Annotated in this window: 22 protein-coding genes; 3 read left to right on the forward strand and 19 right to left on the reverse strand. The window is 63.9% G+C overall.

The features are described 5' to 3' along the window. Window positions 1-52 precede the first annotated feature (52 nt). Both ACVWVP_RS09450 and ACVWVP_RS09455 read left to right on the forward strand, forming a co-directional pair. Window positions 53-709 carry a peroxiredoxin-like family protein gene (locus ACVWVP_RS09450; protein ID WP_178925545.1) on the forward strand — a complete coding sequence of 219 codons (657 nt, stop codon included), beginning with the start codon at window positions 53-55 and terminating at the stop codon, window positions 707-709. Window positions 710-723: 14 nt separating this feature from the next. Next, window positions 724-1,611 (forward strand): LysR family transcriptional regulator, encoded by an 888-nt coding sequence (locus tag ACVWVP_RS09455; protein ID WP_178925546.1) that lies wholly within the window; start codon window positions 724-726, stop codon window positions 1,609-1,611. Between the two features lie 130 nt (window positions 1,612-1,741). On the opposite strand, the gene phnP is transcribed toward ACVWVP_RS09455, so the two are convergent. The 14 genes from phnP to ACVWVP_RS09525 all read right to left on the reverse strand — a co-directional run bounded on the left by phnP (window position 1,742) and on the right by ACVWVP_RS09525 (window position 13,360). Next, entirely contained in the window at window positions 1,742-2,491 is a 750-nt protein-coding gene (gene phnP, locus ACVWVP_RS09460) for a phosphonate metabolism protein PhnP (protein WP_178925547.1), read from the reverse strand. Continuing rightward, complete coding sequence (gene phnN, locus ACVWVP_RS09465; protein WP_457405414.1) at window positions 2,482-3,054, reverse strand: phosphonate metabolism protein/1,5-bisphosphokinase (PRPP-forming) PhnN; 573 nt, start codon at window positions 3,052-3,054, stop codon at window positions 2,482-2,484. The genes phnP and phnN overlap by 10 nt, the downstream gene beginning before the upstream one ends. Further along, complete coding sequence (locus ACVWVP_RS09470) at window positions 3,054-4,199, reverse strand: alpha-D-ribose 1-methylphosphonate 5-triphosphate diphosphatase (protein ID WP_457405416.1); 1,146 nt, start codon at window positions 4,197-4,199, stop codon at window positions 3,054-3,056. The genes phnN and ACVWVP_RS09470 overlap by 1 nt, the downstream gene beginning before the upstream one ends. After that, on the reverse strand, window positions 4,189-4,911 hold the full coding sequence (gene phnL, locus ACVWVP_RS09475; protein WP_457405419.1) for a phosphonate C-P lyase system protein PhnL: 723 nt from the start codon (window positions 4,909-4,911) through the stop codon (window positions 4,189-4,191). Before phnL ends, ACVWVP_RS09470 begins: the two co-directional genes overlap by 11 nt. After that, window positions 4,908-5,708, reverse strand: a complete 801-nt coding sequence (gene phnK / locus ACVWVP_RS09480; RefSeq protein ID WP_178925551.1) for a phosphonate C-P lyase system protein PhnK — start codon at window positions 5,706-5,708, stop codon at window positions 4,908-4,910. Before phnK ends, phnL begins: the two co-directional genes overlap by 4 nt. Next, the gene (locus ACVWVP_RS09485) at window positions 5,705-6,571 is read right to left on the reverse strand and encodes an alpha-D-ribose 1-methylphosphonate 5-phosphate C-P-lyase PhnJ (RefSeq protein ID WP_457405422.1); all 867 of its coding nucleotides are present in this window, start codon (window positions 6,569-6,571) and stop codon (window positions 5,705-5,707) included. Before ACVWVP_RS09485 ends, phnK begins: the two co-directional genes overlap by 4 nt. Continuing rightward, complete coding sequence (locus ACVWVP_RS09490; RefSeq protein ID WP_178925553.1) at window positions 6,564-7,640, reverse strand: carbon-phosphorus lyase complex subunit PhnI; 1,077 nt, start codon at window positions 7,638-7,640, stop codon at window positions 6,564-6,566. The genes ACVWVP_RS09485 and ACVWVP_RS09490 overlap by 8 nt, the downstream gene beginning before the upstream one ends. Continuing rightward, on the reverse strand, window positions 7,640-8,230 hold the full coding sequence (gene phnH / locus ACVWVP_RS09495) for a phosphonate C-P lyase system protein PhnH (protein WP_178925554.1): 591 nt from the start codon (window positions 8,228-8,230) through the stop codon (window positions 7,640-7,642). The genes ACVWVP_RS09490 and phnH overlap by 1 nt, the downstream gene beginning before the upstream one ends. Continuing rightward, a complete protein-coding gene (gene phnG, locus ACVWVP_RS09500; RefSeq protein WP_259173276.1) occupies window positions 8,230-8,667 on the reverse strand; it encodes a phosphonate C-P lyase system protein PhnG in 438 nt (145 codons plus the stop codon). Before phnG ends, phnH begins: the two co-directional genes overlap by 1 nt. A gap of 12 nt (window positions 8,668-8,679) precedes the next feature. After that, the gene (phnF, locus tag ACVWVP_RS09505) at window positions 8,680-9,384 is read right to left on the reverse strand and encodes a phosphonate metabolism transcriptional regulator PhnF (protein ID WP_176998207.1); all 705 of its coding nucleotides are present in this window, start codon (window positions 9,382-9,384) and stop codon (window positions 8,680-8,682) included. Between the two features lie 36 nt (window positions 9,385-9,420). Continuing rightward, the gene (gene phnE / locus ACVWVP_RS09510; protein WP_017136208.1) at window positions 9,421-10,203 is read right to left on the reverse strand and encodes a phosphonate ABC transporter, permease protein PhnE; all 783 of its coding nucleotides are present in this window, start codon (window positions 10,201-10,203) and stop codon (window positions 9,421-9,423) included. A gap of 147 nt (window positions 10,204-10,350) precedes the next feature. Beyond that, window positions 10,351-11,352 (reverse strand): phosphonate ABC transporter substrate-binding protein, encoded by a 1,002-nt coding sequence (gene phnD / locus ACVWVP_RS09515; protein ID WP_178925557.1) that lies wholly within the window; start codon window positions 11,350-11,352, stop codon window positions 10,351-10,353. Between the two features lie 32 nt (window positions 11,353-11,384). Continuing rightward, window positions 11,385-12,218 carry a phosphonate ABC transporter ATP-binding protein gene (gene phnC / locus ACVWVP_RS09520; protein WP_176998209.1) on the reverse strand — a complete coding sequence of 278 codons (834 nt, stop codon included), beginning with the start codon at window positions 12,216-12,218 and terminating at the stop codon, window positions 11,385-11,387. 233 nt (window positions 12,219-12,451) lie between these two features. Further along, entirely contained in the window at window positions 12,452-13,360 is a 909-nt protein-coding gene (locus tag ACVWVP_RS09525; protein WP_457405428.1) for a LysR family transcriptional regulator, read from the reverse strand. 110 nt (window positions 13,361-13,470) lie between these two features. Here ACVWVP_RS09525 and ACVWVP_RS09530 point away from each other — a divergent pair, with 110 nt between their 5' ends. After that, window positions 13,471-14,658 carry an MFS transporter gene (locus ACVWVP_RS09530; RefSeq protein WP_457405431.1) on the forward strand — a complete coding sequence of 396 codons (1,188 nt, stop codon included), beginning with the start codon at window positions 13,471-13,473 and terminating at the stop codon, window positions 14,656-14,658. Window positions 14,659-14,753: 95 nt separating this feature from the next. Here ACVWVP_RS09530 and ACVWVP_RS09535 read toward each other — a convergent pair whose 3' ends face one another. The 5 genes from ACVWVP_RS09535 to ACVWVP_RS09555 are packed head-to-tail and all read right to left on the reverse strand — an operon-like array spanning window position 14,754 to window position 19,331. Next, the gene (locus ACVWVP_RS09535) at window positions 14,754-15,146 is read right to left on the reverse strand and encodes a hypothetical protein (RefSeq protein WP_178925067.1); all 393 of its coding nucleotides are present in this window, start codon (window positions 15,144-15,146) and stop codon (window positions 14,754-14,756) included. Between the two features lie 16 nt (window positions 15,147-15,162). Continuing rightward, window positions 15,163-16,347, reverse strand: a complete 1,185-nt coding sequence (ccmI, locus tag ACVWVP_RS09540) for a c-type cytochrome biogenesis protein CcmI (protein ID WP_176998213.1) — start codon at window positions 16,345-16,347, stop codon at window positions 15,163-15,165. After that, on the reverse strand, window positions 16,340-16,813 hold the full coding sequence (locus ACVWVP_RS09545) for a cytochrome c-type biogenesis protein (RefSeq protein ID WP_457405434.1): 474 nt from the start codon (window positions 16,811-16,813) through the stop codon (window positions 16,340-16,342). The genes ccmI and ACVWVP_RS09545 overlap by 8 nt, the downstream gene beginning before the upstream one ends. Then, window positions 16,810-17,346: a DsbE family thiol:disulfide interchange protein gene (locus ACVWVP_RS09550; protein WP_457405437.1), complete on the reverse strand. Its 537-nt coding sequence runs from the start codon at window positions 17,344-17,346 to the stop codon at window positions 16,810-16,812. The genes ACVWVP_RS09545 and ACVWVP_RS09550 overlap by 4 nt, the downstream gene beginning before the upstream one ends. After that, the gene (locus ACVWVP_RS09555) at window positions 17,343-19,331 is read right to left on the reverse strand and encodes a heme lyase CcmF/NrfE family subunit (protein WP_178925061.1); all 1,989 of its coding nucleotides are present in this window, start codon (window positions 19,329-19,331) and stop codon (window positions 17,343-17,345) included. The genes ACVWVP_RS09550 and ACVWVP_RS09555 overlap by 4 nt, the downstream gene beginning before the upstream one ends. Between the last annotated feature and the right edge of the window lie 3 nt (window positions 19,332-19,334).

Genomic DNA, 19,334 nt, shown 5'->3' on the forward strand with positions numbered 1-19,334 from the left:
GCGCTCATCATTCTCTCCAGCCAACCGGCTCATCTCCCGAGGGAATATCTCCATGACACTTCAAGCCACACTGGATGCCTTCCGTGCCGACTTCAAAGCCGGCAAACCACCGTTCAACGCGCCTGCGCATATTCACCCGATCATGGAACGCGCCACCGCCGAGCTGATCGCTTCCGGCGCCGCACAACGCGCGCTCAAGGTGGGGGACAAGGCGCCGCTGTTCAGCCTCAAGAACGCCGACGGCGAGCTGGTGTCTTCGGCACAACTGCTGGCAAAAGGGCCGCTGGTGCTGACGTTCTACCGGGGCGTGTGGTGCCCTTACTGCAACATGGAATTGGAGGCACTCCAGGCCTTCTTGCCGACGCTCAAAGCCACCGGGGCGCAACTGGTGGCGGTGTCGCCGCAGACGGCAGCCAACAGCCGCAAGTCCACGCGCATCACCGAACTGGAATTCCCGATCCTCAGCGATCCCCACAATGACGTCGCCGCGGCCTTCGGTCTGCGCTTTGAACTGCCGGACTACTTGATCGAGCTCTACAAAGGTTTTGGCAACAACCTGCCGCTGATCAATGACGATCCCTCCTGGACCTTGCCCATGCCCGCGCGCTTTGTGATCGGCCAGGACAGCGTGATCCGTTACGCCGAGGTCAACCCGGATTACACTCAACGCCCAGAACCGTCGGACATGCTCGACGCCCTCAACCGGTAACCAGAGGACACCCGATGGACCGCCTCACCGCCATGGAAACCTTTGTCCACGTGGTCGAAACCGGCTCGTTCTCGGCGGCCGCCAAACGCCTGGGCATCGGTCAACCGGCCGTCTCCAAGAGTATTGCGCAGTTGGAGGCGCGCCTGGCGGTGCGGTTGCTGTTGCGCTCCACCCGGGGCCTGACGCCCACCGAAGCCGGGCGGGCCTACTTCGAGCGCGCCAAACGCGCGATCGATGAGATCAACCACACCGAGGACATTGCCCGCAGCGTGGGCGCCGGGCTATCGGGCAACTTGCGTGTGAGTGCTGGCGTGACGCTCTCGCGCCTGCACATCATTCCCCACCTGGCGCCGTTCCTGGAGCAGCACCCCGGCCTGAACATCGACGTGATGCTCGATGACCGCATGCTCAACCTTGTGGAGGAAGGCATCGACGTCGCCCTGCGCATCGGCAACCTGAACGACTCCAGCCTCACGGCGCGGCGCATCAGTCAGAGCCCCGCAAGGATCTTCGGTACGCCGGCGTATTTCGAGCGTTACGGCGAACCCCAAAGCCCCGCCGACCTCCTCAACCACCAGGCGGTGATCTACAGCCTGGGGCAAAGTGCGTGCTGGCCGTTCAAACAAGGTGAACACGAACACCCCGTCGTCGCGCACGGCCGCCTGCGCGTGACCTCCTCCGAAGGCATACGCGCCGGCGTGCTCGCCCACCACGGCCTGGCAATGACAGCGGAATGGATGTTCACCCCGGAGATTGCCAGCGGCGAAGTCAGGGCCGTGCTGACGGACTGGGAATTGCCACCCCGGGATTTATGGGCGGTACTGCCTACCGGCCGGTTGGCGAGTGCCAAGGCGCGGGCGTTTGTGGACTATGTCGAAGGCTTGCTGGCGTCGTCCAAATGAATCCGCCGGTGGTCTGTGCGGGAGGTGCTGCCTGGTCTACCGCTATCGCTGGCAAGCCAGCGCCTACACAGGTTTCGCAGCGCCTTTGAACGGTAGGAGCCGGCTTGCCGGCGATGGCGGTGGACCTGCCCTAGAGGATACGGCCATCCCAACCGACGGTGACGTGGCGCGGCAGCGTTGAGCGGTGCTGCACCAACCACGCATCCAGCGTGTGCCCCACATGGGTCAGCACGCCGAGTTTCGCACCGGTCTGCTCGATGCTCTGCAGCGCCAGCGTCAGGTCATTATGGTTACGCGGCGCTTGCGGCTGGGGCGGCATGGAGCAGTCCAGCACCAGCACGTCCAGCGGTTCGCGTTGCAACCAGGCGAGCGTGTCTGGCGGCAGGCCGACCGTGTCGGTGAGGTAGGCAATGCGTCGCCCTTGCCCCTCCAGCAGGTAACCCAGGGTCAACTTGGAATGCTCCAGCGGCAACGCCGTCACCGTCAGCTCACCCAACTGCCGCGTTTCGAACGCGGCAAAAGGTTGGCTGAAATCCAGGATGCCCGGGTGTTTGTAGAGGTCGGATAAGCCCTCCGGGTCCGCCGGCCCGTGCACCGGAATCACCAGCCCTTGCCCCCAGCGCAAATGCAGCAGGCCCTGGGCGTGATCGGCGTGGTAGTGGGTCTGGAAAATCCCGTTGAAACTGCGCGGCGGGAAACGTTCGGTAAGGTCAGGCAAGCCGCTGTCGATCAACCAGCGCTGGTCACCACACTCGATCAGCGCGCTGCACGGTCGGCGGCGCAGGCTGGCATCCTGGCGGGCCATGGCGCAGGCCACGCATTCGCAGCCATACACCGGGACTTGCCGCGCATCGCCGGTACCCAACAAGGTCAGGCGCATGCCGAATGTCCGTGGTTCAGGCAGCACAGCAGACGCTCGACGCTGTGTTCCAGCGGCCCGGAGTTGTCCAGCACAAACAAACCCGCGCCATGGCCGGCAATCAGCTCGGCAGTGAAACGGGCATTGCGCGCCAGGCGCTCTTCGATATCCGCCAGCGACTCACGCCCACGCGCGATCAAGCGCTGGCGCAACACCGCCTGGTCAACCGTCAGCAGCAGCACGAGCGACGTCGGGTAGCGCGCGCGGGTCTGCCCCAGGTGCGCCCGCGAGCCGTTGACCAGCACGTCTTCCCCCGCCGCCAGCCAATCGTCGATCTCACGGGGGATGCCGTAGGACAACCCATTGGCGTGCCAGCTGAGGGCAAACGCGCCCTCAGCCTCCATCGCGGCAAACTGCTCCGGGCTCACACCCTGCGCCGCTTCGCCCACCGCTTCCGCCGAGCGGGTGATCACGCGGCGCACAATGCGGCAACCGCGCTCGGCCAAGCGCGGGCGGGCGGCATCCAGCAGGCTGTCCTTGCCCGAACCGGATGGCCCGATGAGATAGATCAACCTGCCTGCCATCAAAACACCCTCTTCGCTTGCCGCCACACTTGTTGCACCACCGGCAGCCCTTCACGGCTGCGGGCCTGGACCAGGTCGGCGCGCAGGCCGATGGCAATTTCACCGCGATCCGCCAGGCCCGCCGCTTGCGCCGGTGCCAGGCTGATCATCTTGACCGCCCGCGACAGGTCGCCGCCGTCCTGCTGGTCGGCCAGCACAAACGCCGCCTGCAACAGGCTGGCCGGGTAATAGTCGCTGGAAAGTATATCCAGCAATCCCTCAGCCGCCAGGCCAGCGGCGGCCACATTACCCGAGTGCGACCCACCGCGCACCACGTTCGGCGCGCCCATCAAGACTTTCATGTTCAGCGCCTGGCAACCCTTGGCCGCCTCCAGCGTGGTCGGGAATTCGGCGATGGTCATGCCATAGCCTGCCGACTCCTCGACATGGGCCAGCGTCGCATCGTCATGGCTGGCCACCGACAGGCCGCGTTCCAGGCAATGCGCAACAATCGCGGCACGATAACGGTCGCTGTACTCCCGAGAGTTGGCCATCTGCAACACGATGAACGCGTCCATGGTTTCATCGTTCAAGTGGTACTTGCCCATGTAGTACTCACGGTACTTGGATTCGAGCACGAACTGGCGCTGGCCCGGCGAGTGGTCCATCACCGAGACCAGGCGCACCAGCGGGTTTTCCACCAGGTCGCGGAACACGCTGAGGGTGTCCGGGTGGCACAGCTCGCAACGCAGGTGCAGGTGGTGCTCGGCGCGGGTCAAGCCGGCGTCTTCCGCCGACGCGATGGCATCGAGCATCGCCGGCAGTTTCTTCATGCGGTTGCCCTTGGGGTTCACATCGCCGATGGACACCGCGTCGAACACCGTGGTGATCCCCGCCGCGATGATCTGTGCGTCATGGCTGAGCACGGCCGAGATCGACGGCCAATCCACACCGGGGCGCGGGGTCATGTGTTTTTCCAGGTTGTCGGTGTGCAACTCCACCAGCCCCGGCAACAGGAAATCACCCTCCAGGTCCCGGGCCTGGGGCAACTGGCTGCGGCCTTCGGCGACATCGACGATCTTGCCGCCACGCAGCACCACCGAACCCAGGAACATGCGATCAGCCGTCACGATCTGGGCATTACTGAGGATCTGTTCAGCGGGCATGGGCGTATTCCTCTTGGGCAACAGGCGTTGGGGTCATGTCGAAATGGCGGTCGGCAACCGCCTCACGGACGGCGCGGTCGTGGAAGATGCCGATCAGCGCCGCGCCGGCCGCCTTGGCTTCGTTCATCAGTTCCAGCACCACCTGGCGGTTGTTGTCGTCCAGGGACGCGGTGGGTTCGTCGAGCAGCATTACCGGCCAGGCCACCATGAAGCCGCGGGCGATGTTGACGCGCTGTTGCTCGCCCCCGGAGAAAGTGCCGGGCGCCAGTTGCCACAGGCGTTGCGGAATGTTGAGGCGAGTCAGCAAGTGTTCGGCGCGTGACTGCGCATTGGCCTTGGACCAGCCGCGCGCCAGGGCCGGCTCCATCACCACGTCCAGGCAAGCCACCCGTGGGATCACCCGCAGAAATTGGCTGACGTAACCCAGGGTCTGCTGGCGCACCTGCAAAATGTCACGCGGCTCGGCGCCCACCAGCTCCAGCCACTCACCGGCATGGCGTACACGAATGCTGCCACCGGCCGGCAGGTAGTTAGCGTACAGCGTGCGCAACAAGGTGCTTTTGCCGGCGCCGGACTGGCCGTGCAGCACCAGGCATTCACCGCCCTGCACGCTGAACTCGACGCCGCGCAGCACGTTGAGCACCACGCCGTTTTGCTGGTGCAGGGTGAAGGTTTTCGAGAGGTCACGGACCTCGATCAGAGCATTCGTCATGGCTGCAATACCGAAGACACCAGCAGTTGAGAGTAAGGGTGCTGTGGATCGTCGAGGATCTGGTCGGTGAGCCCGGTTTCCACCACACGCGAACGGCGCATCACCATCAGGCGGTCGGCCAGCAAGCGTGCAACAGCCAAATCGTGGGTGACGATCACCACCGCCAGGTCCAGCTCACGCACCAGGCCACGCAGCAGGTCGAGCAGGCGCGCTTGCACCGACACGTCCAGGCCGCCAGTCGGTTCGTCCATGAACACAAGACGCGGGCTCGACACCAGGTTGCGAGCGATCTGCAGGCGCTGCTGCATGCCGCCCGAAAAGGTGCGTGGCAAGTCGTCGATGCGCTGCGGGTCGATTTCCACCTGGCTCAGCCAATCAAGACCGGCACCGCGCAGTTGCTCGTAATTGCGCACGCCCTGGGCCATCAGGCGCTCGCCGATGTTCGCCCCGGCCGACACGCCCATGCGCAAACCGTCACGAGGGTTCTGCTCGACAAAGCCCCATTCGGTGCGCAACAACGTACGGCGTTCGGCTTCACTGGCGCTGTACAAGTCCAGCCATTCGCCGTCCTTGCTGCGGTAGCCAATCGAACCCGCTTGCGGTGGCAAGCGACCGCTCAGCAGCGAGAGCAACGTGGACTTGCCCGAGCCGGACTCGCCGACGATGCCCAGCACTTCACCGGGGTACAGATCGAAACTCACGCCCTGGCAGCCCTTCTCCGGGCCGTACAACAGGGACAGGTCACGCACTTGCAGTAGTGGTGCGCCGGCTTTTTGCTTCAAAAGAACCTGGCTCATTGGTTGTTCTCCAGAACGCGCTGGGCGCAGTACCACGTGTCAGAGCACACAAAACTCTGGGTGCCCGCATCGTCGAGAATCAGCTCATCGAGGAACGAATCATGGCTGCCGCAGATGGCGCAGTTGTGTTGCCACTTCTGCACTTCGAAGGGGTGGTCTTCAAAGTCCAGGCTGGTGACCTCGGTGTAAGGCGGCACAGCGTACAAACGCTTTTCACGGCCCGCGCCGAACAGCATCAGCGCCGGGCTCATGTCGAGCTTGGGGTTGTCGAATTTGGGGATCGGCGACGGGTCCATCACGTAGCGCTCGTCGACCATCACCGGGTACGCATAGCTGGTGGCGATATGGCCGAAGGTGGCGATGTCTTCGTAGAGCTTGACGTGCATCACCCCGTAATCGTTGAGCGCATGCATGGTGCGGGTCTCGGTTTCCGACGGCTCGATAAAGCGCAGCGGCTCGGGAATCGGCACCTGGTAGACCATGATCTGGCCGGCCTGCAGGGGCGTTTCCGGAACGCGATGGCGGGTCTGGATCACCGTGGCCTCGGGCGTGGCTTCGGTGGTGGCGATGCCGGCCGTGCGCGCAAAAAAGCGGCGGATCGACACGGCGTTTGTGGTGTCGTCGGCGCCCTGGTCGATGACCTTGAGCACGTCATCCTCACCGAGGATTGCGGCGGTCAATTGCATGCCGCCCGTGCCCCAGCCGTAAGGCAAGGGCATCTCGCGGCCACCGAACGGCACCTGGTAACCGGGGATCGCCACGGCCTTGAGCAAGGCGCGACGGATCATGCGCTTGGTCTGTTCGTCGAGGTAGGCGAAGTTGTACGCCGGATCGCGCGCGGGCGATTGCGTGAGGTCATTCATGGCTCGAACCCTCGGCCGGTTGGCGCAGTTTACGGATCAGTTCCAGTTCGGACTGGAAGTCCACGTAGTGCGGTAATTTGAGGTGCGACACAAAACCGGCCGCCTCGACGTTGTCGCAGTGGGCCAGCACGAACTCTTCACGCTGGGCCGGCGACACCACTTCTTCGTTGTATTCGCCGGCACGCAGCGAGCGATCCACCAGCGCCATGCCCATGGCCTTGCGCTCGGCATGCCCGAACGCCAACCCGTAGCCACGCGTGAACTGCGCCAGCTCCGTGGCCGAACCGACGAACTGGTTGACCATCTCGCACTCGGTCACCTCGATGCTGCCCAGGCAGATGGGAAAACCCAGCTCTTGCGGGTCGATCCACACCTCCACGTCACCGATGCGAATCTCACCGGCAAACGGGTGGTTGCGGCCGTAGCCACGTTGGGTCGAATACCCCAGCGCCAACAGGAACCCTTCGTCGCCACGGGCCAGCGCTTGCAAGCGCTCGGCACGGCTGGCCGGGTATTCCAGCGGGTCGCGGGTGATGTCGGCGACGCTGGCGTTGTCGTCGGTTTCGTGCTTGATCAGGCCTTCTTTGGCGAGCAACCCGAGCACCCGTGGGCAGGCGTCGATGCGCGCTTCGGGCGTGGTCTGCGGGCCGGGGTATTCGCCTTCGGCCAACAGCGCAAAATCCAGCAGGCGGTGGGTGTAGTCGAACGTGGGGCCGAGCAGTTGGCCGCCCGGCACATCCTTGAAGGTGGCCGACAACCGCCGGCTCAACAGCATCTTCGAGGTGTCGATCGGCAGGCTCGGGCTGAAACGCGGCAGCGTGGTGCGGTAGGCGCGCAGCAGGAAGATCGCTTCCACCAGGTCGCCCGCCGCTTGCTTGATCGCCAGCGCGGCGAGTTCTTCGTCGAACAGCGAACCTTCGGTCATCACCCGCGCCACGGCCAACGGCAGTTGCTCGCGGATCTGGCTCACGCTCAGTTCGGGAATCGCGGTGTCGCCCCGGCGTTTTTTAGCGAGCAGGCGGTGGGCATTGTCGATGGCCTGTTCGCCACCTTTGACGGCTACGTACATCAGGTGCGCTCCTCTGCGACACGGCTGCTGCGCGGCAGGCCGATCAAGTGGTGGCCAGCGGCAAACAGCACGTCCAGGCCACGGGGGAAGGCTTCGCGACGCTGGCGTTCCAACCAGAACGCCTGGGGCACCGGCAGGTGCACCTGGCGCTGGGCCTTGATGCCCGGGCCACGCCACAGCAGGCCGCGCCCGGACTCCAGGTCAGTGAGCTGCACAAGCACGGTGCAGGACTGGTCGGGGTAGCGGTCGTTGCCGTGGTCGAAGCCACCGAGGTCGAGCAGGTCGTGCTCACCAAGCAAGGCGAACACCGCGTCTTCGCGGTTTGCTGTGAACGGGCAGCCGCAGTGGAACGCCAGGTTGGCGCGGATCAGCGGCGTGTCGAAGCTCGGCGCCAGCCACAGCGGCGTGTCCACATCCAGCAAGGCCAGGCACAGGGCGTAGGTGGCGGGCGCCAGGCCATCGAGCTGTGGCGCGCACGCCAGGTGCTGGATCAGGCCGGGTTCGGCCAGGGCCTTGAGGGCCGCGCGAAAACCGCGCTGGGCGTCCAGCACCGGGTCAACGAAGGCCGGTTGCAACAGTTGCGCATTCATCAGTTTTCTCCTCGCACGAGGGTGAAGAACTCGACCTTGGTGGCAGCGGTATCGGCTTCCTTTTGCGCACGGCGACTGGCCTGGGCATTGGCCAGCGCGGTGATCAGGTCGCTGAGCCAGATGCTCGGCTGGCTGCCTTGCAGGTGGGCGTCGGCCAGGGCCGCCAGTTCGGCATGCACCTTGTCGCGCCCGGCCAGGTAGCTGTAGCCGGTACGGCCATCGGCCAGGCGCACCACGCAGCGGGTCACGCTCATCTCACCGACGTTGAACGGCGCACCGTCGCCGCCCATGCGGCCGCGCACCAGGGTCATGCCGACTTCGGGGGCGCGGATCAGGTGGTACTCGACGTCTTTCAACGCCGCTTCATGGGGTTGCAGTTCACTGAGCCGGGCGCGGGCTAACACGCCGATCCAATGCTGACGCGGGGACAAACTCATCACGGTCTCCATTCAGGTCACCACTTGGTACTGGAAGCGATCCGAGCGGCTGGTGGACTGCGCCAGCTCCACCGGGCGGCCGTCGCGATCGCGGGAAAGGGTAAAAACGGTGAGGGCCGGCAAGTGCCGAGGCATCATCAGCAGCGCGGCTTCATCACGGTTGGGCAAACGCGCACCGATCAGGCTTTGGGTGCGGGTCAGCGGCAAGTCACGCTCACGCAGGTATTGGCGCAGGGAGCCGCCGTTGTAGTCCGCCAGCAACGGCGCACGGCTGGCGCAGTAGCGATGGCGGATCAGGCTGACAGGCTGGTGGTCGAGCTTGCGCAGGGTCTGCAGTTCGATCATCGGCGCCATTTCGGCAATGCCCAATTGCAGCGCTTCATCACGGCTGGCGTAGCAATAGCGGCGCTTGAGCAACACCGCCTGCACGCCCACGCCCTGGGCCGACAACGACTGGCTGTAGGACGTCTCGGCGCCCATCGGGTAGATCAGCGGGCGGTCGAGCACCTGGGTGCCCTTGCCCTGGCGGCGCAACAGGCTGCCTTCGAACACCAGCTCGTCGATGGCACGGCGCAGGGTGTGGCGATTGACGCCAAACCGCTCGGCCATGTGCACCTCGCCGGGCAGGAAATCGCCGGCGCTGTAGCTGCTCAGTTCACGGCGCAGGATATCCGCGAGTTCGCGGTACACCGGCTCTTCTTGTCTAGACAACTGCATGCTTAAAAAAAGCGCCGCGCGGGCACCCCTCCGACGTCAGATGAACTGCTTGCGCAGGCGTTGGGACAGCACGTCGATACAGCTCACCACCACGATGATCACCAGCAGCACCGCGCAGGTTTGTACAAACTGGAAGGCGCGGATGTTTTCCCAGAGGATCACGCCGATCCCGCCCGCCCCAACCATGCCCACCACCGTGGCCGAACGCACATTGGCCTCGAAGCGGTACAGCGCGTAGCTCACCCACAACGGCATCACTTGGGGGATCACGCCGTAGATCACTTCCTGCAAGGCACTCGCGCCAGTAGCCCGTACCCCTTCAACCGGGCCTGGATCGATGGCCTCGACGGCTTCGGCAAACAGCTTGGCGAGCACGCCGGTGGTGCTGATCCACAACGCCAAGACACCCGCAAAAGGACCGAGGCCGACGGCGACCACGAACAACATGGCGAACACCATTTCGTTGATGGAGCGAAAGGCATCCATCACCCGGCGCAGCGGTTGGTGGACCCACCAGGGGGTGATGTTGTCGGCGCAGAGAATGCCCAGCGGCACCGAGCAGACAATCGCCAGCACCGTGCCCCAGAGGGCGATCTGCACGGTGACGATCATCTCCTTGAGGTAGGAGCGCCATTCGTGGAAGTCCGGCGGGAAGAAGTCGGCGGCGAAGGTCGCCATGTTTCCGGAATCGCGGTACAGCGCCAGCGGGTTCATTTCCGCGCCGTGCCAGGCCCAGGCCAGCAGGACCAGGAACAGGCCCCAGCCGAGGTATTGCGGCCAAGTCCGTTTGCCCACTGCTTCTGCATGCAAAGTTGTCATGGATCACTCTCGGTAACTGGGGGAACTGGATCTCTGTGGGAGCGGGCTTGCTCGCGAATGCGGTGTATCAGTCGCGGGATGCGTTGAATGACACACCGTATTCGCGAGCAAGCCCGCTCCCACATAAAGCCCGGTTCCTACAGGGGGTTAGCCGTTGGCTGCGGTCTTTTTGTCGAGCTCAGTGATGCGCTGTTGCAGCTTGGCCAGGTCAGCGTCGATGTCGGCGAGCTTCTTGGCTTTGTCAGCGGCTTCGAGGTGGTCATCGGCGCTGATGATCGTGCGCTGCTTGAACAGCTCCAGCTGGCGGATCGGCAGCAACTGGTCGTCGCTCGACGGCAGGAATTTGCCCAACTGCATGTTCTTGAGCACCGCCTTCTCTTCATCGGTATCGCCGTAGTGGGCGAAGAAGTCGCGGATCTTGGTCTTCTCGCTGTCGCTCAGGGCTTTGCTCCACACCATCGGGTCAGCCGGGATCAGCGGTGATTTCCAGATCACCTTGAGCATGGCGGCCTTGTCCGGCTGGGTGACTTCCAGGCGGTCCCAGCTTTCGGTGTTGAAGGTGGCCACGTCCAACTGCCCCTTGGCCACGCTCAAGGCGTTGACTTCATGGCTGGAGTTGAGGGTGCGCTTGAAGGCGGTGGCGGCGTCGACGTTGTTCTTGGCGAACACGTAGTAGCCCGGTACCAGGTAGCCCGAGGTGGAGTTCGGGTCACCGTTGCCGAAGGTCAGGTTCTTGGCGTTCTTGAGCATGTCGTCGACGTTGTTGATCGGGCTGTCCTTGCGCACGATCAGCACGCTCCAGTAGCCGGCAGCGCCGTTGGCGGCGGCGGTCTGGGCGAAGATCTCGCCGTTGGAGCGGTCCACCGCTTCCATCGCCGCCTTGTTGCCCAGCCAGGCCACGTCGACCTTGTTGAAGCGCATGCCTTGGATCAGGCCGGCGTAGTCGGAGGCGAAGGTGGCGTTGATGGTCAGGCCGGTCTTCTTGTGCATGTCATCCAGGAACGGCTGCCAGATGCTCTTGAGGTTCTGCGAAGACTCGGTGGACATGATGCCGAAGTTGATGGCCTTGTCCGCCGCATAGGCATTGCCCATCGCGACGCTGGCCAACAAGGCGGCAGACAAAAATACTTGGCCGATACGGTTGAACATGGAAGGTATTCCTGTGGGTCGTGAGTAGGGTTTCAAGCGCGTGCCAGGGCCAGCCGAGGCGTGGCGGCGGTGGCGCGGGACTGGTCGGAAAACATCAGGCTGGTGTCGACATCGGCACCGTACAAATCATTGAGGAAGTGGCTGCTCATGGCGCTGCCCTGCCCGTCGAAATGAATGCGCCCGCCCTTGAGCGCCACGGCACGCGGGCAATAACGCACGGCGTAATCGACTTGATGCAGGGTCACCACCACGGTCTTGCCATCGCGGCGGTTGATGTCGGCGAGGATCTCCATGACCTTGCGCGCCGACTCCGGGTCCAGGGAGGCGATCGGCTCGTCGGCGAGGATCACTTCGGCGCGCTGGGTCAGCGCACGGGCAATCGCCACGCGCTGCTGCTGGCCGCCAGACAACGTGGAGGCACGTTGCTCGGCCAGGTCGGCCAGGCCCACGCGGGCCAGGGATTCGAGGGCAAAGGCCTTCTCTTCGGCATTGAACAGGCCGAGGTTGCCGCGCCAGCGCGGCATGCGCCCCAGGCAGCCGAGCAGCACGTTGTCGAGCACGCTCAGGCGGTTGACCAGGTTGAACTGCTGGAAGATGTAGCCGATGTCTGCGCGCAACCGCCGTACCTTGCCATTCAACCGTCCGCTGGCCTGCACTTCCCGGCCCAGCACCTTGACGCTGCCACCATTGCTCTTGTCGCAGCACGCCAGGCCCGCCAAGTGGCGCAGCAGCGTGGACTTGCCGGAACCGGAAGCGCCGATCAGCGCGACCATCTCACCGGCATCAATGGTGAGTTCGAGGTCGACCAGTGCGGATTTCTTCGCAAAGGTCTTGTTCAAGTGATCGACATGGATAGCGTGAGTCATGGGCTTCTCTGTCTTGTTTGAACAGCCAAAGGTGGCTGCGGTTGAGTTCAAACGACAGTAGGCGCGGGCTGTGTCAGCCCTATGACTTGCACATGACTGCAGGGGGTCGGTTCGATGAAGGTTTTGTGAAAGGTTGAAAGGTCACTGCAGCCTTGAGCTGGCTTGCCGGCGATAGAGGTGGGTCAGTTGACGAATAGGTGGTTGATATTCCGCCATCGCCGGCAAGCCGGCTTTTACCGGGGGTGTACGTTGGCTTCGCGGGCGCGCAGTCGCGGAGTGACGAAGTCCAGGAATGCGCGCACTTTTAATGGCAGCGGGGCCTGGCCTTTGTGCACCAGGCTGATGGGCAGTGCAGCCGACTCATAGGGCTGCAGCAGCACCTGCAACTCGCCCTTTTGCAGCGCATCCGCCACTTGATACGACAACACCCGAATCATGCCAACGCCCAGCGTCGCCGCCGCAATCGCCGCTTGCGCCGTGTTCACCGACAGCCGAGAACGCACGGGCACGGTCTGTTCCGATTTGCCACTTCCAAATACCCAGGCGCCCACCGAGGCGAGCACGTCGAAGGTGATGCAACTGTGATCCGCCAGATCCTGTGGCCTGGCCGGTTCGCCGTGAGTTTTCAGGTAGCGGGGGCTGGCGCACACCACGCGCCGCACCGTGCCCACGGGCACCGCCTTGAGCGAGCTGTCGGGCAATTCACCAATGCGCACAGCCACGTCGCACTGCTCTTCCATCAAATGCACCACGCGGTCGGTGAGCATCAGATTGACGCTGATCTCGGGGTACTGCGCGAGAAACTCTGCCACCACCGGCACGATGTGCAGCCGCCCGAAGACGATAGGCGCGGTCACCACCAACTCGCCCTTGGGCTGCGCGTATTCGCCGGTGGCCGCGCGCTCGGCTTCGCCGATGTCTTCGAGAATGCGCCGGCAGGCCGTCAGGTAGGAAGCCCCTACATCGGTCAACGACAGTTGCCGTGTGGTGCGGTGCAACAGGCGGGATTTGAGATGAGCTTCCAGCTCCGCCACCTTGCGGCTGACGGTGGCCAGGGGCATGTCGAGCTGGCGAGCGGCGGCCGACAAGCTGCCCGCTTCCACCACTGCGACAAACACGGACATCGACTCAAGACGGTTCATGGCGCTCTATCAAATTATGGAAGGATGATTCTCGATCCTAGGGGATTATCGACATAAATGCGACTGCGTAAGGTTGGCCACTCATCCCCTGCAACCCTATGGAGCACGCCATGAGCACAGCCGAGAGTCATCCGCCGCGAGGCAAGATCATCATGATGGCGGTGATCGCCGGCGCGGTGGTCACCAACATTTATTGCACTCAACCCGTGTTGCCGCTGATTGCTTCGGACATGGCCGTGGCGGTGTCGACGGTCAATCTGGTGGCGGGCGCAGCCTTGCTGGGCTTTGCCACCGGGCTAGCGCTACTGCTGCCGATGGGCGACCGTTTTGACCGGCGCAAGCTGGTGCTGGGCCAGATCGCGCTGGCGTTCTGTTTTGCCCTGGCGGCGGCGTTTGCGCCAAGTATCGGGGCGTTGATTGGCGCGTCGTTTGGTTTAGGAATGGTGAGCTGCGTGCCACAACACCTGGTGCCGTTCGCGGCGGTGATGTCCCAGCCCCACGAACGCGGGCGCAATGTGGGCACGGTGGTCAGCGGGATCATGCTGGGGATTCTGCTGGGTCGCACGATCAGCGGCGTGGTGGGCGAGGTCTATGGCTGGCGCGCGGTGTACGCGATGGAAGCGGCGTTCATGATCCCGGTGTGGTGTATCGCGGCCAGCTTGCTGCCACCGGGCGTGCCGAGCAGCAACCTGTCCTACCCTCGCCTGCTGGCTTCACTGTGGCCATTGATGCGCGACAACAGCCAGATCCGCCAGTCGATGATGGTGCAGGCGCTGTTGTGGGCGTGCTTCAACGCGTTCTGGGTGAACCTGGCGGGGTTGCTGGCTAACGGGCCGTGGCACTTGGGCAGTGCGTGGGCCGGGGCGTTCGGGATTATCGGCGCGGTGGGGGCGTTTGCGGCCTCGTATGGGGGGCGGGCGGCGGACAGGCTGGGTTGCCGCAGGGTGATCGGGGCCAGCGTCGGCATCGTGACATTGGCCTTTTTGTTGCTGGCGGGGGCGCAAGCGTCGCTGATCTTGCTGGTAATCGGGGTAATTGTGCTGGATATCGGCGTGCAGGCGGGGTTGGTGGCGAACCAGAGCCGGGCATTTGCGGTGGACCCGAAGGCTCAGGGGCGGATCAACAGTTTGTACATGACCGCCACTTTTGTCGGTGGGGCGATTGGCGCGACGGTGAGTGGTGGGTTGATGGCGCAGTTTGGCTGGGTCGGGGTGGTGGAGTTTGGCGTTGTGCTGGGGGTACTTGCGGGATGTATCCATTGGCTGGGTGCGCCACGCAGGGCTCAAGAGCTGGCATAAATCCCGGATCAAAAGGCTCCCATATTTGATCTCCAGTGTTTGAGAGATTGGATTTCAAAGCGCAAAAAAGGCGACCTGTAATAGGTCGCCTTTTTTTATTGCGCGTACTGCTTGCTCAACCCGGGCGGCACGCCCTGTACGCTGGTCTCTTCCCACGGCCCGTTCGGGCTGATCGAGCGGCTCCAGCCGTTGCTCCAGCGGTAGTAGGTGCGCTGGCGGTAGAAGGTGTCGGGCTGGTCGTCGAGCACATACACCTGCATCTTGCCGTCCCAGTGGCTGGCGGCGCCCGGGGGCGGGGCGAAGGTCGGTGACGAGGTGGGCACCGGCTTCGGTGCTGGCGTGACCGGGCCGGAAGGCTTGGTGCTCGGTTGGGTCGACGGCCCTGACGGCGGGATGGTCGGGCCGGTAGGCGACGGAGGCCGGTGGACCGCACAAGCGCTCAGGCCCACGATCAGGCTGAGCAGGGTAAGGCGTGCAAGTGCGGTCATAGGCGTTTCCTCGAAATTACTGATCCGGACTGTCGATGGTCAGCTGCTGCAAGGCAGTGGTGCTGCTGGCCAAGGGTTGGCTGCGGCCGATCCACTCGCCAGCGGTCGGAAGACCTGCCCGGGATAGGCGTGCAACCAGTTGGACTTCGGGGAAGTTCGACAGTTTCAACTGCGGCATCATCGCGTCGGCATCGCCCAGTTCCACGGTGATCGGCAGTTCGGCGACGGTGACACGTTTGGCCGCCAATGGCGCAGGCGGGCCACTGACGGCGCGGGCGAAGATGAACACGCTGTCGGTGGGCAGGGCCTTGGCCTTCACGTCGGCGGATAAATCCACACGCACTTTCATCAGCGCTTTTTGAGCGACAGTGCCGCCGCTTTCCTTGAGCTTTTCGGCAGCCCGGTCGATACCGCCTTGCAGCGCTGCACGAGAATTATCTTCCGGTGGCAGTTGGGCCAGCAGGCGGTTCCAGTAGTCGATGGCTTCCTGGTAACGCTGACCCTCAAAGGCCGCGATGCCTAACAGGCCCAGGCTAGTGACTTCTTTCGGGTCCAGCTTCAACGCCTCGTCGGTCAGCGCCTGAACCTTGGGCGACCACTGTTTGTTGTCGGCGAAGTACTGGGCCTGGGCCCACTGGCCGAGCAGTTCCGGCTGGCGACCGGCCAGGGCCACGGTGCGCTCGAAGACTTTGGCGGCATCGGCGGAACGGTCCTGGGCCATGTAGGCGCGACCGAGGAAGTACAAGCCTTCGGCCGAGTCCGGCTGGGCCGCGGCGGCGCGCTCCAGGCGCTGGGTCATGTCTTGCATGGACACCGGCGGCTGGGAGAATTCGCGGGTCAGCTCGACCTTGTCGCTCGCCCCGTAATGCAGGTACAGCGCAACGCCAAGCACCGGCACCAGAAACGCCGCCAACAGTGGCAACGGCTTGCCCAGACGCGATTCACGGGGTTTTTCCACGCCTTCGGTGTCGGCCAACAGTTCGCGGGCGGCTTCGGCGCGGCCGGTGTCGAGTTGCGCGGCGTTGAGCACGCCTTCGTCCTGCTGCACTTGCAGCTCGGCCACACGCTCCTGGTACAGCGCCACGTTCAGCGCCGTGCGGTCCTCTTCACGTTGGGCGCGGCGGTCGCGCAGTACAGGGATCAACAGGAAACTCAGGGCAATCAGGAGCAGCAACCCTGCTGCAAGCCAAAAATCAATCATCAGTCTTGGTGTCCAGCAGTTGGTCGAGGCGTTTGCGTTCATCGAGGGAGAGCGCGTCGGAACCATCAGTCGGCGCGGCGCGGCGGCGGCGCACGATCACGGCCATCACCCCCACACCGGCCAGCAACAACCCGGCCGGGCCGAACCAGAGCAGCGCGGTCTTGCCGGTGAGGGCCGGTTTGTAGCGCACGAAATCACCGTAGCGGTCCACCATGAATTCGATGATCTGCTGGTTGTCCTTGCCCTCCCCCAGCATGCGGAAGATCTCTTTGCGCAAGTCGGCGGCGATGGGCGCGTTGGAGTCGGCGATGTCCTGGTTCTGGCACTTGGGGCAGCGCAGTTCCTTGGTCAGGTCGCGGAAACGTTCGCGCTCGGCATCGTTGGCGAATTCATAGGTGTCGATGGCGGCGTGGGCCACGCCCGCCAAACCCAACGCCAGCACGGCAGCGGCTAACAGGCGCTTCATGGCTTGGCCTCATCGACCAGGGCCTGGTACTTGGCGGCCAGTTGCTCGCGCCACACCACTTCGTCGATCACGCCCACGTACTTGTCGCGGATCACGCCTTTGGCGTCGATGAAGAAGGTTTCCGGAGCGCCGTACACGCCGAGGTTCAGTCCGAGGTTGCCGTCTTCATCGCGAATATCCAGCTGGTACGGGTTGTGGAATTCGGCCAGCCACTTCAACGCGGCAGCGTTGTCGTCCTTGTAGTTGATGCCGTAGATCACCACGCCCTTCTCGGCCAGCTTGTTCAGCACCGGGTGTTCGACGCGGCAGGAGATGCACCAGGTGCCCCACACGTTGACCAGCGCCGGCTTGCCCAGCAGGTCGGCCTGGGTCAGGGTCTTGTCGCCCTGCACCGTCGGCAGGCTGAAGGCCGGGAATGGCTTGCCGATCATCGCCGAAGGCAGCTCGGCCGGGTCCAGGTATAAGCCTCGATAAAGAAATACAGCCACCAGCAGAAACATCACTAGAGGCATAGCCAACTGCCAACGCTTCATACCGCCGCTCCCTGCAGGCCGAGGGCTTCACGCACCCGGCTCTTGACCTTGACCCGATAACGCCGGTCCAGCGCGGCGAGCAAACCGCCAAAACCGGTGAGCAAACCACCGAACCAGATCCAGCGTACAAACGGCTTCACATGTACGCGCACAGCCCAGGCACCGTCGCCCAGCGGTTCACCCAGTGCCACATAGAGGTCCCGGGTGAAACCGGCGTCGATACCGGCCTCGGTCATCATCGAACTCTGCACGGTGTACAGGCGTTTTTCCGGGTGCAGCACCGCCACTTCCTTGCCGTTGCGTACGACGCGCACGGTGCCTTTGTCGGAGGTGAAGTTAGGGCCTTCGAAGTGCTTGGCGCCTTCAAAGATGAAGTGGTAACCGGCCAAGTCCATGGACTCGCCCGGCGCGAGGCGCAGGTCACGCTCAGCGCTGTTCTGGCTGGAGAGCACCACGCCCAGAGCGCACACGGCGATGCCGATGTGGGCGACCTGCATGCCCCAATAGCTGCGGGTCAGGCTTGGCAGGCCCTTGATCAGGCCTTTGTGCCGGGTTTTGTCGACGATGTCGCGCACGCCGGCCAGCAACACCCACGCCGCCAGCAGGAAGGTAGCCAGCACCGCCCAGTTGAAGTCGCCGTAAGCCACACCGGCGATCACCGCCAATGCCACGCTGCCCAGCAGCACCGGCATCAACATGCCTGCCAGCCATTTCACCGGGGTGTCTTTCCAGCGCACCAGCACGCCGATGGCCATCACCACCATCAACAGCCCCATCAGCGGGATAAACAACGCGTTGAAGTACGGCGGGCCGACGGACAGCTTGGCGCCGCTCAAGGCGTCCAGCACCAACGGGTACAGGGTGCCGAGCAGGATCATCGACGCGGCCACCACCAGCACCAGGTTATTGCCCAGCAGCAGGGTTTCCCGCGACCACAGGTTGAAGCCGACCTGGCTCTTGACCACCGGCGCGCGCAGGGCGAACAGCGTGAGCGAGCCGCCGACCACAAACAGCAGAAAGATCAGGATGAAAATGCCGCGCTCCGGGTCGGACGCGAACGCGTGCACCGACGTCAATACACCCGAACGCACGAGGAAGGTACCGAGCAGGCTGAGGGAAAACGCCGCGATGGCCAGCAACACGGTCCAGCTCTTGAACACGCCACGTTTTTCGGTGACGGCCAGCGAGTGAATCAGCGCCGTGCCCACCAGCCAGGGCATGAAGGAGGCGTTTTCCACCGGGTCCCAGAACCACCAGCCGCCCCAGCCGAGTTCGTAGTAGGCCCACCACGAGCCCAGGGTGATACCGATGCCGAGGAACGCCCAGGCGACGATGGTCCACGGTCGCGACCAGCGCGCCCAGGCGGCGTCAAGACGCCCGCCGAGCAAGGCGGCGATGGCGAAGGCAAAGGCCACGGAGAAACCGACGTAGCCCATGTAGAGCATCGGCGGGTGCACGATCAGGCCGATGTCTTGCAGCAACGGGTTGAGGTCGTGCCCGTCCGCCGGGATCTGCGGCAGGATGCGGCTGAACGGGTTGGAGGTCATGATCAGGAACAGCAGGAAGCCGATGCTGATCATGCCCATCACCGCCAGCACCCGTGCCAGCATCACTTGTGGCAGTTGGCGCGAGAACACCGACACGGCGAAGGTCCAGCCGCCGAGGATCAACGCCCACAGCAGCAACGAACCTTCGTGAGCACCCCACACGGCGCTGAACTTGTAGTACCAGGGCAGTGCGCTGTTGGAGTTATTGGCCACATAGGCGACGGAAAAATCGTCGGTCATGAAGGCGTAGGTGAGGCAGCCGAAGGCGAACAACAGGAACGCAAACTGGCCCCAGGCAGCCGGTTGCGCCAGGCTCATCCACAAGCGGTCACCGCGCCACGCGCCAAGCAACGGCACCACGGCCTGCACAATGGCAAAGCACAGGGCGAGGATCATCGCCAACTGGCCAAGTTCTGGAATAAACAATGCGGACGTCATGGC

The sequence above is a fragment of the Pseudomonas sp. TE24901 genome, assembly GCF_054058375.1.